This is a genomic window from Litoreibacter janthinus (assembly GCF_900111945.1).
In the GTDB taxonomy this organism is placed as follows: Bacteria; Pseudomonadota; Alphaproteobacteria; order Rhodobacterales; family Rhodobacteraceae; genus Litoreibacter; species Litoreibacter janthinus.
Map to the genome: position 1 here is coordinate 1,500,755 of NZ_FOYO01000001.1, position 11,880 is coordinate 1,512,634.

Here is an 11,880-nt window from a genome sequence, read left to right on the forward strand (position 1 = left end):
CATGGCACGTAAAACTGGATCACACTCCGACATCACCGGCCCCCGCGTACGCACGGCGGCTTTGAAGCTGTTCGCCGCACACGGTTATGCAGCTGTCTCAATGCGCCAAATCGCGGCCGAAGTGGGCGTGCAGGCGGGGGCGCTGTACCTCTACACGCCTGACAAGCAATCGCTATTGTTCGATCTTCTGCGCGATCACATGCAAGAGGTCTTGGACGCTTGGGCCGCGGAAGAAAAACCCGAGGGGCCCGTCCGACAGCTTGAAGCGTTCTCTCGCTTTCATATCCGTTTCCATCTGGAGCGACCCGAACAGGTATTCATCTCTTATATGGAACTGCGAAATCTTGAGCCGGACAACTTCAAAGCCTTGGAAAACATGCGCCGTGCTTATGAAAACGAGCTAGAGTCGATTCTCAAGTGCGGGCAAGACGAGGGGCTTTTTGATGTGGATGACACCAAGCTGACCACGTTGGCTCTGATTGCCATGTTGAATGGTGTCACGAGTTGGTACAAGCCAGACGGGCGATTGTCTTTGGCCCGCGTCGAAGCAATTTATTCCGATATGGCGGGGAAAGCGGTGCGTATGCCTCGTTGGAAAGAACGACAGCGCAAGCTGGAGGCGGAGCAAACTCAAACCGCTTGAGGGCCTTCATACTTGACGATACCCGATACGGCTCATAGAGACGCCCCCTTTCACTTTAGGATCGGGAGGGTTTCGCAATGGCATCGACAAGTCGCGTTTTGGGCATAGATTTCGGGACCTCCAACTCTGCTGCGGGGTATCTGGTCGATGGAAAGCCCAGATTGGTCGAGGTTGCCCCTGGTCAAACAACGCTACCCACGACGTTCTTTTTTGACTTCGACACGCGGCAGACGCTGATTGGCGAGCCAGCCAATGAAGCCCTACTGGAAGGTGCGGATGGCAGGTTTATGAGGGCACTCAAGCGGGTTCTGGGCACCAGCTTGATGCACGAACAACGCAAGATTCTGAACAAGAACCTCACCTTCGTCGACATCATTGCGGGCTTTCTAAACGAAATCAAAACGCGCGCCGAAGCCGAAGCAGGGGTTTCGTTTGACCGCGCAATTTCCGGACGGCCCGTTGTTTTCCACGGCGCAAACGACCCGCGGGAGGAGCAAGCCGAGGCGGATTTGCGCGCCTGCTATCTGGCAGCGGGCTTCAAAGAGGTCGAGTTTCTAGCTGAACCACAGGCTGCTGCTATCGCCAGCGGCGCATTGGAGCAATCGGGCGAAATCGGTCTGATCGTGGATATTGGTGGCGGTACATCTGATTTCTCGCTGTTCAGATCTGACTCGCGGGGTGTGACAATCCTTGCGAACCACGGTGTGCGCATCGGGGGCACTGATTTCGACCGTGCGATCAATATTGACCGTGTAATGCCGCTGCTCGGAAAGGGCACAGAGTTGCGCAAAGTGATTGGCCCAGGCGCGACGCCTGTCCCGGTTGCAATCTTCAATGATCTAGCCACTTGGGAAAAGATCCCGTTTCTCTACACCGCCAAGAATCGACGAAGCGTAGAGGAAATGGTCCGATTGGCTTACGATCCAGACAAGCTTAGCCGCCTTGCCGCCGTTCTTGATGAAGAGCTTGGACACGATTTGGCCTTCGCGGTGGAACGTGGGAAAATCGCGGCCAACAGTGGCGCCGAAAATTCCGTCATACGTCTTGATCAGATTGAGCGCGGTCTCGGGGTTGCACTGCCCCCAGAAGCGTTGGCATCAATTCTGGCCGTTTATGCAGACACCCTGCGGGTCGGCGCCACAGATACTTTGAAGCGCGCAGGCTTGGAGGCAGGAAAGGTTGATCGGATCATCTACGTTGGTGGGTCGAGCCTGATGTCGATGGTCTCGGACACCATGAAGCAGACCTTCCCCGCAGCGACCCACTCCTTCACCGAAGTGTTCACCGCTGTCACAGACGGTTTGGCGTTGGCGTCTGCCGGAAAGTCGTGACGGCAAGCTATCGGTCGCTATCAAAGACTACGCCAGAACTTTAACGAAAAAGGCCCCCGATTTCGGGGGCCTTTCCATGTAATTTTCTAGTCGCTTACAGCCCTGGGTAAATCGGGAACTTGCCGCACAGATCTAGCACCTTGGCTTTGACGGCTTCTTCAACCGCCGCGTTGCCTTCTTCGCCGTTGGCAGCAAGACCGTCGACGACCTCAACGATCAAATCGGCGATCTGGCGGAACTCGGCCTCCATAAACCCGCGCGTGGTGCCCGCGGGTGAGCCGAGCCGGATGCCTGATGTGATCGTTGGCTTCTCATCATCGAACGGGATGCCGTTCTTGTTGCAAGTGATGTAGGCGCGACCCAAGGCTTTTTCGGTTGCGTTGCCCTTCACACCCTTCGGGCGAAGATCGACAAGCATCACATGCGTGTCGGTGCCGCCGGTTACGATGTCCAAACCACCCTTGATCAGCTGATCGGCCATTGCCTGTGCGTTGGCGACAACCTGCTTTTGGTATTCTTTGAACTCTGGGCGCAAGGCTTCGCCAAAGGCCACGGCTTTCCCGGCGATGACATGCATCAGCGGGCCACCTTGGATGCCGGGGAAGATGGCCGAGTTGACCTTCTTCGCAATCGCCTCGTCATTTGTCAGGATCATGCCGCCGCGCGGGCCGCGCAGGGTTTTGTGAGTCGTGGTGGTCGCGACATGCGCATGCGGAAACGGGGAGGGGTGCTGCCCGCCCGCCACTAGGCCGGCGAAATGCGCCATGTCGACCAGCAAGAACGCGCCAACTTTGTCGGCGATCTCACGCATTTTCGCGAAGTTGATCTGGCGCGGGATGGCGGAGCCACCGGCGATGATCAATTGCGGCTTATGCTCCAGCGCCAGCGCTTCGACTTGATCGTAATCCAGTTCCAGCGTGTCGGCTTTTACACCGTATTGAATGGCGTTGAACCATTTTCCCGACTGGTTCGGCTTGGCGCCGTGGGTCAGGTGGCCGCCCGCATCCAGCGACATGCCCAGAATGGTGTCACCGGGCTTGATCAGGGCCTGAAACACACCTTGGTTGGCTTGCGAGCCAGAGTTTGGCTGGACGTTGGCAAATTCGCAGCCGAACAGTTTCTTAGCGCGATCAATGGCAAGGTTTTCAGCAATATCAACGTATTGGCACCCACCATAGTAGCGGCGGCCCGGATAGCCTTCGGCGTATTTATTGGTCATAACGGAGCCTTGGGCTTCCATCACGGCGCGGCTCACGATGTTTTCGGAGGCGATCAACTCGATCTCGTCGCGCTGGCGGCCCAGCTCTTTGGTGATTGCGCCGAACAGCTCGGCGTCGCGGGTCTCGAGGCTTTCGGTGAAAAAGCCGTCGTCACGGTGAGTGGCATTCATGGAGGGTCTCCTTCCCTAAGGGGCAGCGCAAGATTTGAGGCCTTTTAGGGCCAAAAGTTGCAAACCGGAAGCGGTCAAAGCGACACGCTTGCACTCTCTTGCGCCCCGTTGTTGCCTATGATGTGCTTGTGTTTCCAGCTGGCTCACGCGAAGGTCTTGGAAAGACTTGGAAACTTGCCCGTTATGTTGGACGTAAACAAAATATCTTTTCTAGCGTCGGACACCGAAGTCGCGCGCGAAGCACGTGCTGCTTTGATCGACCGCTATGGCGATATCCCGCAGGACGAGGCCGAAGTAATTGTCGCTTTAGGGGGCGACGGGTTCATGTTGCAGACCTTGCATGGCACCCAACATCTCGACACGCCCGTCTACGGCATGAATTGTGGCACGGTGGGTTTCCTGATGAACGAGTATCACGAACCAAAGCTGCGCGAGCGCCTGTCGGAGGCCGTCGAAGAAGATATCAATCCCCTTCGTATGAAAGCCATTCGTGAAGACGGCACCGTTCATGAAGCCCTCGCAATCAACGAAGTATCGCTTCTACGGGCAGGCTCCCAAGCAGCGAAACTTCGCATCTTTGTCGATGGTCGCGAGCGGCTAGAGGAACTTGTCTGCGATGGGGCGCTGGTGTCCACGCCGGCGGGCTCAACCGCGTATAACTATTCCGCTCACGGCCCCATCCTTCCGATTGGCTCAGAGGTTTTGGCACTGACCGCGATGTCCGCGTTCCGTCCGCGCCGCTGGCGCGGGGCATTGCTGCCAAAAGCGGCGAAGGTGCGCTTTGATGTACTTCAGCCCAAAAAACGCCCTGTGATGGCTGATGCCGATGGTCGATCTGCTGGGAATGTCGTTTCTGTCGAGATCACGTCAGAGCCGAATGTGACCCACCGAATCCTCTTTGACCCCGGCCACGGCCTTGAGGAACGTCTGATCCGTGAACAGTTTGCTTAAGTCGTTGCAAAGATGCCGGGAAGTGAGACTTCTAACAGCTCCAGATTATCCGACGCGTCTGCGTATTTGGTTTTCATTCCTGGGGGAATGACAAAGGCATCGCCAGGCTCCAGAGCGTAGGGCGGCTTGCCTTCGCCGTGCAATATCATGGTGCCGTCCATCACGAAGGTGAACAGGATGTCAGCGTCGTGGCTTGACCAGTCGGCAATCCCGTCTTTCCTCACCACCTGAACGCCCGCAACATTGCGCGTGTTCTCCGCGATTGTGGTGTCGCGGCTGGTAAAGCCAGGAATGCGAAACGGCTGCCAAGTCGCGTCCTCCTCCTTGTGGTGCACAAATTTCTGCCCTTGAAACTCGCGATCAGGATTGCCGGGGCCGTTGGGTAGCTCCATCTCATGATCTATCGTAGTCACATGCTCGGCGGGCACACCGATCTCAATAACTTCAATATTGTCAGAGGCATATAGAACACGGTGCCTGATTTCTGGCGGTTGGATCACACAGTTTCCAGCATGCAGGCGGAACGGCTCGCCTTGGTCCTCATACACAAGATCGACCCACCCGCGGTAGCAAAAGATCAGCTGAAACCCGACCGTATGGTAATGCACCATGTCTGGCACGGGGCCGCCATCCGGAATGCGAATGTGAGACGCGATGATCGAGCCGCCAAGCCGGTTCGGAATCAGGTCACGGTAGTGCATCCCCGCGCGCCCAATCACCCATGGCGCCTGATCGGCAAGGCGGCGTACGACGAAAGCGTGCTGCGTCTGTGGCATCACCAAAGGCGGATTGCGGTCTTCGATTTCAATGCGGGTCCCGTTCGGCGCGACCAATTCGCGCGCGCCCCCTGCGAAGCCATCGGGATTTTCCGTTAGGATTCGGATAGTTCCCGCAGGCCCAGGGGCGCCCTTTTCAATCCGCAGGCGAAGGCCGTAGCCGGAAAAAACTGCAACGGTCGGGTCATCTGCTGGATAGATCATATCCATCTGCATCCCCAAGGTTTTGGTGTAGAACGGTATGTCGTCGCGGAGTTCCTGTGTTGGTAGGCGTATTTCGGCAATGATATCTGGCATGACCCCTCCGTTTTAGCGCAGAGTGGTGGCAGGACGCGCGATATGCAAGACTTGCCTTGCGCTGCGTTTTGCGCGAGATAACAGGCGCGATTGAAAAGTAGTTTAACATTAAACTAATTCGTTCTGGGAGGAACACATGGCAGAGGACAGCATCGAGAAGGACCGCCAACAGGCGCTTCGTCAAGCCGCCTTGGATTACCACCGGTATCCCAAGCCCGGTAAGCTCGAAATCCGTGCCACCAAGCCACTCGCGAACGGTCGTGACTTGTCTCGGGCCTATTCGCCTGGCGTCGCCGAGGCCTGCCTCGAGATCAAGTCAGACCCTGACACTGCACGCGACTACACCTCGCGCGGTAATCTTGTTGGCGTTGTCACGAATGGCAGCGCCGTGCTTGGTTTAGGTAATATAGGGGCATTGGCCTCCAAGCCCGTGATGGAGGGCAAGGCCGTCCTGTTTAAAAAGTTCGCCAATATCGATTGCTTTGACATCGAACTGGACGAGAAGGACCCCGAAAAGCTGGCCGACATCGTCTGCGCCTTAGGGCCGACCTTTGGTGCTATCAATCTAGAGGACATCAAGGCACCCGACTGCTTTATAGTCGAAGAGATTTGCCGCGAACGGATGGATATTCCTGTCTTCCACGACGACCAGCACGGCACGGCCATCGTCGTCGGGGCGGCCGCAACAAATGCGTTGCAGGTGGCGGGAAAGAGCTTCGAAGACATCAAGATCGTGTCGACCGGCGGCGGAGCCGCAGGCATCGCGTGCCTGAACATGCTTTTAAAGCTTGGCGTGAAACGTGAGAACGTTTGGCTGTGTGATATTGCAGGTCTGGTCTACAAAGGCCGCACCGAAGAGATGACGCCGCAAAAAGCGGAATACGCTCAAAAATCTGATCTTCGCAGTCTTGGCGATGTAATAGAAGGCGCGGACCTGTTTCTTGGCTTATCCGGCCCAGGCGTCTTGAAGCCCGAGATGGTTGCAAAAATGGCCTCCCGCCCGATCATTTTTGCACTGGCCAATCCCACGCCAGAGATCATGCCGGACGAGGCCCGCAAGGTCGCCCCAGACGCCATTATCGCGACCGGCAGAAGTGACTATCCAAATCAGGTAAATAACGTCCTTTGTTTTCCGTTTATCTTCCGAGGGGCGCTCGATGTTGGTGCTACAACGATCAATGACGAGATGAAAATCGGTTGCGTCGAAGGCATTGCGGCGCTGGCGCGGGCCACAACATCCGCTGAAGCCGCTGCGGCCTATCAGGGCGAGCAGCTGACCTTCGGCGCGGATTATTTGATCCCCAAACCTTTTGATCCGCGTCTTATCGGCGTGGTGGCCTCAGCAGTTGCTAGGGCCGCGATGGAAAGCGGCGTCGCAACGCGGCCGCTTGAAGATATGGAAAGCTATAAGGCAGAGCTTGACGGCTCGGTCTTCAAATCCGCGCTCATCATGCGTCCGGTTTTCGAAGCAGCCCGCACTGCGACGCGTAAGATTGTCTTTACCGAAGGCGAAAGCGAGCGGGTATTGCGCGCGGCCAATGCGATGCTGGAAGACACAACTGACATGCCGATTCTGGTTGGCCGTCCGGAAGTGATCGAGCGCCGCGCCGAGCGCGCGGGCCTCTCCATCAAACCAGGGCGCGACTTTGAGTTGGTGAACCCCAATGACGACCCGCGCTACCGCGACTACTGGCAAACGTACCACCGCATCATGGCCCGGCGTGGCGTAACGCCTGATCTGGCACGCGCGATCATGCGCACAAACACCACCGCGATCGGGGCCGTGATGGTGCATCGCGGGGAGGCGGACAGCCTGATTTGCGGCACATTTGGTCAGTTCTTGTGGCACCTGAATTATGTTACCCAAGTGTTGGGGGGCGACGAATTACATCCGGTAGGGGCTTTGTCGCTGATGATCCTCGAGGATGGCCCGCTTTTCGTGGCAGACACTCATGTTCACCCAGAACCGACGTCGCAGCAGATTTCCGAGACAGTTATTGCTGCTGCACGTCACGTCCGACGCTTTGGGGTGCAACCCAAAATTGCGCTGTGCTCACATTCGCAGTTCGGCAATCTGGATTGCGATACAGGTCGGCGGATGCGCGGCGCGCTCGAAATTCTCGACTCGTGCCCGCGGGATTTCATTTACGAGGGTGAGATGCACGCCGATGCGGCATTGGACCAAGACCTGCGCGCGCGGATCATGCCTGACAGCCGTATGGAAGGGGCCGCAAACGTGTTGGTCTTCGCCAATACCGATGCCGCTTCCGGTGTTCGGAACATCTTGAAAATGAAGGCTGGTGGCCTAGAAGTCGGCCCGATCTTGATGGGGATGGGAAACAAGGCCCACATCGTAACGCCGTCGATCACAGCGCGGGGGCTGCTGAACATGTCGGCCATCGCCGGCACGCCCGTGGCCCATTACGGGTAGCTTGATCTAAAGGCGCCTTCGGCCCGACTTTGTTCGGGTCGGGGGCTGCACCCCCGACCATTCCGATGAAACCATTAGGTCAAAGTGACCAGTGCGTGGCGCTTTTTGCCTGCAGACAACTTGATCGGTTGCGCCAGTTGATCAGGCGTGATGAACAGCCCCGCGTCGGTGAGCGCCTCGTCATTCAGTTTCGCGCCGTTCTCGGAAATCAAGCGCTTCGCTTCTTTGCCTGATCCTGCAAGGCCGGACCGCACGATCAATTGCACGATGGAGATCCCTTCGCCCAACTCGTCCGCGGACAAGGCCAGAGTTGGAAGGTCGTCACCTGTGCCGCCCTTCTCGAAGACTTCGCGCGAGGTCGCCTCCGCCGCTATTGCCGCGTCGCGGCCGTGAAGGAGGGTGGTAACCTCATTGGCCAAGGTAATTTTGGCCTCGTTGATCTCGGCACCTTCCAGCGCGCCCAAGCGGTCGCATTCATCGACAGGCAGCTCGGTGTACAGCTTTAAGAAACGGCCCACATCAGCGTCCGTTGTATTCCGCCAGAATTGCCAGAACTGGTAGGGACTCAGCAGATCGCCGTTCAGCCAAACCGCACCGTCCTGACTTTTGCCCATCTTCTTGCCGTCGCTGGTGGTCAGCAGCGGCGATGTCAGGCCAAAAATCTGACCGTCCAGAATGCGACGGGTCAGGTCGATCCCGTTAACAATATTGCCCCATTGGTCAGATCCGCCCATTTGCAGCAGGCAGCCATAGCGGCGGTGCAGTTCCATGAAGTCATAAGCTTGCAAAATCATGTAGTTGAACTCGAGGAAGGACAAAGACTGCTCCCGATCCAACCGCGATTTGACGCTTTCAAACGCCAACATACGGTTGACCGAGAAATGGCGCCCCACATCGCGAAGGAAGTCGAGGTAGTTCAGCCCGTCTAGCCACTCCGCGTTGTTCTTCATCATTGCGTCGGTTGGGCCATCGCCAAAAGACACGTAATGCGAAAACACCGATTTGATGCCTTCGATGTTCTGTTCAATCTGCTCTGACGTCAGCAAAGGCCGCTCGTCAGCACGGAAGCTGGGGTCGCCCACCTTAGTCGTTCCGCCGCCCATCAGCACGATGGGTTTATGGCCAGTCTTTTGCAACCAGCGCAGCATCATGATCTGAATGAGCGAGCCCACATGCAGCGAAGAGGCCGTCGCGTCAAAGCCGATATAAGCTGGAACCACGCCCTTGGACAGTGCCTCGTCCAGCCCCTGATAATCGGTGCAGTCGGCCAGAAAGCCACGCTCCATCATCACGGACAGAAATTCGGATTTGGCATGGTAGGTCATTGGGGTATCGTCCCTGCAAAACAGTGTTTCGCGCCTTATAGGCGTGAGGGCGTCGAAGGGGAAGCCATTGAAGATCACCGGTCCTATTTGGGCGCTTGGCGCAATGTCAGGCACATCCCTTGATGGCGTGGATGCAGCCTTGCTGCGGACGGATGGCGAAACGATCACGTCGTTTGGTCACAGTGAATATCGCTCCTATAGCGAAGACGAGCGCGCCTCTATCGCTGCAGCTCTTGGGCAATGGCAAGACGGGGTGGACGTCCCAAGCGCGGCAGAGACGGTTGAAACTGTCCACGCAGCGCTGCTGTCCCGTCTCATGGTTGCAGATGCCCAGCAGGTTCCGACGCTCATCGGCTTTCATGGTCAAACGCTTGCTCATGATCCTGATAACCAGCGCACGCACCAGATCGGCGACGGGGCGCTTTTGGCCGAACTTCTACAATGTCCTGTCGTTTGGGATTTTCGCAGCGCAGATGTGCAGTTGGGCGGGCAGGGCGCCCCATTGGCGCCGTTCTTCCATTTTGCCTGCGCGAAATATCTTTCTCTAAAGACTCCGACGGTGTTCCTGAACCTCGGAGGGGTGGGCAATGTCACATATGTCGACCCGAGCTATAATATCCCTGAGGCAAATGGAGCGCTTTTGGCGTTTGATACAGGCCCCGCGAACGCGCCAATCAACGATCTTATGCAGGCTCGCCTTGGCCAACCCTACGACAAGGACGGGGCGCTCGCTGCGAAGGGGAGTGCCAACGCGCAGATCGTCGAAAAATTCCTGAGCCATGCCTACTTTCATAAGATGCCGCCCAAATCGTTGGATCGTGACGATTTCGTGCAGCTTTCGGCGCAGGTGGAGCAGCTCACCGATGCGGATGCCGCCGCGACTCTCTCAGAATGTTGTGCCGCATCAGTCGCGCGGGCAATGGAACATTTTCCGAAGAAACCCGAACGCATATTAGTGTGCGGCGGCGGGCGCAGAAATCCCCATATTATGGCGCGACTGGCGACCCTCACACGCGTGCAGATCGATAACATCGACGATCACGGTCTTGATGGGGATATGTTGGAAGCGCAGGCCTTTGCTTATTTGGCCGTTCGTGTTGCGCGTGGATTGGCCACCAGTTGCCCGAGCACGACCGGTGTTGGCGCGAACGTGGGCGGTGGGACGATCAGCCACCCCTAGGAATATTGAACTCCGGCGCTGCAAGCTCAAACCCGTTGAACTGAAACCCGGGTGAAACCGTGCATCCAACCAGCGCCCAGCCATCCGGCGCTGCTGCCGCTTGCCAGTCGCCAGCCTCCACCACGATTTGAGGCCGCTGGCCTGCCGCAAAATTCGGCCCAAGGATGTGGTCTGTAGCAGGCCCTTCGTCAGTCTCGGCGATGGACAGAATAAGCGGTGTTCCTGCATAAAAGTGCCAGATCTCACCTGCATCGACCCGATGCCAATGGCTCTGCTCACCTTGTTTGAGCAAGAAGTAGATGCACGTCCCCGCAGGTCTGCCGTCGCCGCTGGCGACCCAAGTTTGGCGATACCAGCCACCTTCGGGGTGGGGGGCAAGGTTCAGATGGGCAATGAGGTCATCAGCGTTCATGTCACGACGGTATTCATGGTATCGGCAAGCATCAACGCTCTAATCGACGCGCTGGGCGTGGAGTTCGATTTTGACGGTTTTTGACCCGTTGAATTTCCATAACAATTCCTTCTCAGAATAGCGTCATGGGGAGGACACGACAAAGACGTCCCGTTGCTGCCCGCGGCCTTCATGCCTCAAAACCACAAAGTCCAAATCTGCCCCGCCTCCCAGCATCAGCGAAACTCGGCCACCGCCCGACAGAATGAGGCTGTCATTCGGGATCGAGAAGTTCAGACTCTCATCGCCCGCGCTCAAAGTGTAGTATCCGGTGCCTCGCCACTGCTCCGGCGTGCCTTGTCCCGTGGGGCTACCCATCGGCGCTCCTCTACCTCTAACATAGTCCTGCTGATCGAAATGCGTGAGCTGTAGCGTGTATTTTCCGTTATAGAACCGCGCCTTGTCTTCGTCTGAAACGGTTCGATCCGCTCTGTACTGCACGTCAAGATCGGTGAAATTCGTGCCCTTCCAGTCATGATATTCTTCTACCGTCATCACGACTTTCTTCCACACGCCCTGATGACGCATCAAATGAGTATCCAGCTTGGCCGCATAGTCTGGGCTGTTCCGGTCAGAGTCCGACCACGAATATTTGCGGTAATGGGTGCTTTCCTCGATCATCCGTTTCAGCGCGTCCGCCGAGAGCGGCTCCTTGATCAACTGATGTGGGATCAGAGTGCTGACACCGGAAGCCGTCACCTCGTGATAGCCGTCATAATCGATAAAATAGCGCCCCATCGGGAACGAACTGGGTTTCTGCGTGATGGTGCCGATCACCGCGCCTTTGTCGTTCACAAACACAGTGCTCTTTAGGTCATCACCTGCGAACAGGATGAAATAGGTCACCTTCACATCTGGAATATAGTAATGCTCGAAATAGGTGCCGAATTGGCTCAGATCGACGACGTGGATCGACCCATTGCTGGTTAGCTCGGAAATCGTGGGGAATTGCGTGGCGTCGAAGCCGTCGGGCGGGGGCGTCTTGCGCGGGGCAACTCCGATGCTGGGGGCACCCGATAAAACCCAGTAGCCGATGGCCAATGCCATAAAGATGAACGCTAGAATGACTGCTAAAATCTTCATGCCGGAAGGCTAGTCTGTGCCG

At 57.0% G+C, this 11,880-nt stretch carries 10 protein-coding genes; 5 read left to right on the top strand and 5 right to left on the bottom strand.

The features are described 5' to 3' along the window. Position 1: 1 nt before the first annotated feature. On the top strand, positions 2–643 hold the full coding sequence (locus BM352_RS07480; RefSeq protein ID WP_090214536.1) for a TetR/AcrR family transcriptional regulator: 642 nt from the start codon (positions 2–4) through the stop codon (positions 641–643). 77 nt (positions 644–720) lie between these two features. Then, complete coding sequence (locus tag BM352_RS07485; RefSeq protein ID WP_090214540.1) at positions 721–1,974, top strand: Hsp70 family protein; 1,254 nt, start codon at positions 721–723, stop codon at positions 1,972–1,974. 94 nt (positions 1,975–2,068) lie between these two features. Here the strand turns inward: BM352_RS07485 and glyA are convergent, their stop codons facing one another. Then, a complete protein-coding gene (gene glyA, locus BM352_RS07490; protein WP_090214545.1) occupies positions 2,069–3,364 on the bottom strand; it encodes a serine hydroxymethyltransferase in 1,296 nt (431 codons plus the stop codon). Positions 3,365–3,547: 183 nt separating this feature from the next. Between glyA and BM352_RS07495 the strand changes: the two genes are divergently transcribed. After that, the gene (locus tag BM352_RS07495; protein ID WP_090214549.1) at positions 3,548–4,315 is read left to right on the top strand and encodes an NAD kinase; all 768 of its coding nucleotides are present in this window, start codon (positions 3,548–3,550) and stop codon (positions 4,313–4,315) included. Here BM352_RS07495 and BM352_RS07500 read toward each other — a convergent pair. Next, positions 4,312–5,388 (bottom strand): cupin domain-containing protein, encoded by a 1,077-nt coding sequence (locus tag BM352_RS07500; RefSeq protein WP_090214555.1) that lies wholly within the window; start codon positions 5,386–5,388, stop codon positions 4,312–4,314. The two genes, BM352_RS07495 and BM352_RS07500, sit on opposite strands and share 4 nt — an antisense overlap. Positions 5,389–5,524: 136 nt before the next feature. Here BM352_RS07500 and BM352_RS07505 point away from each other — a divergent pair, with 136 nt between their 5' ends. Then, positions 5,525–7,819 carry an NADP-dependent malic enzyme gene (locus BM352_RS07505; RefSeq protein ID WP_175500643.1) on the top strand — a complete coding sequence of 765 codons (2,295 nt, stop codon included), beginning with the start codon at positions 5,525–5,527 and terminating at the stop codon, positions 7,817–7,819. A gap of 74 nt (positions 7,820–7,893) precedes the next feature. Here the strand turns inward: BM352_RS07505 and tyrS are convergent, their stop codons facing one another. Beyond that, positions 7,894–9,144: a tyrosine--tRNA ligase gene (gene tyrS, locus BM352_RS07510; RefSeq protein ID WP_090214559.1), complete on the bottom strand. Its 1,251-nt coding sequence runs from the start codon at positions 9,142–9,144 to the stop codon at positions 7,894–7,896. 103 nt (positions 9,145–9,247) lie between these two features. On the opposite strand from tyrS, the gene BM352_RS07515 reads away from it, so the two are divergent. After that, positions 9,248–10,324: an anhydro-N-acetylmuramic acid kinase gene (locus tag BM352_RS07515; RefSeq protein WP_090219956.1), complete on the top strand. Its 1,077-nt coding sequence runs from the start codon at positions 9,248–9,250 to the stop codon at positions 10,322–10,324. On the opposite strand, the gene BM352_RS07520 is transcribed toward BM352_RS07515, so the two are convergent. Next, positions 10,311–10,736 (bottom strand): cupin domain-containing protein, encoded by a 426-nt coding sequence (locus BM352_RS07520; protein ID WP_090214564.1) that lies wholly within the window; start codon positions 10,734–10,736, stop codon positions 10,311–10,313. The genes BM352_RS07515 and BM352_RS07520 overlap by 14 nt on opposite strands. Before the next feature lie 123 nt (positions 10,737–10,859). Further along, entirely contained in the window at positions 10,860–11,858 is a 999-nt protein-coding gene (locus BM352_RS07525) for a hypothetical protein (protein ID WP_090214568.1), read from the bottom strand. Between the last annotated feature and the right edge of the window lie 22 nt (positions 11,859–11,880).

What these genes read in the sequence shown, in the direction of transcription:
- BM352_RS07500 (WP_090214555.1), bottom strand. Translation starts at nt 5,388, where the DNA reads ATGCCAGATATCATTGCCGAAATACGCCTACCAACACAGGAACTCCGC.
- BM352_RS07495 (WP_090214549.1), top strand. Translation starts at nt 3,548, where the DNA reads ATGTTGGACGTAAACAAAATATCTTTTCTAGCGTCGGACACCGAAGTC.
- BM352_RS07505 (WP_175500643.1), top strand. Translation starts at nt 5,525, where the DNA reads ATGGCAGAGGACAGCATCGAGAAGGACCGCCAACAGGCGCTTCGTCAA.
- glyA (WP_090214545.1), bottom strand. Translation starts at nt 3,364, where the DNA reads ATGAATGCCACTCACCGTGACGACGGCTTTTTCACCGAAAGCCTCGAG.
- BM352_RS07480 (WP_090214536.1), top strand. Translation starts at nt 2, where the DNA reads ATGGCACGTAAAACTGGATCACACTCCGACATCACCGGCCCCCGCGTA.
- BM352_RS07525 (WP_090214568.1), bottom strand. Translation starts at nt 11,858, where the DNA reads ATGAAGATTTTAGCAGTCATTCTAGCGTTCATCTTTATGGCATTGGCC.
- BM352_RS07515 (WP_090219956.1), top strand. Translation starts at nt 9,248, where the DNA reads ATGTCAGGCACATCCCTTGATGGCGTGGATGCAGCCTTGCTGCGGACG.
- BM352_RS07520 (WP_090214564.1), bottom strand. Translation starts at nt 10,736, where the DNA reads ATGAACGCTGATGACCTCATTGCCCATCTGAACCTTGCCCCCCACCCC.
- BM352_RS07485 (WP_090214540.1), top strand. Translation starts at nt 721, where the DNA reads ATGGCATCGACAAGTCGCGTTTTGGGCATAGATTTCGGGACCTCCAAC.
- tyrS (WP_090214559.1), bottom strand. Translation starts at nt 9,144, where the DNA reads ATGACCTACCATGCCAAATCCGAATTTCTGTCCGTGATGATGGAGCGT.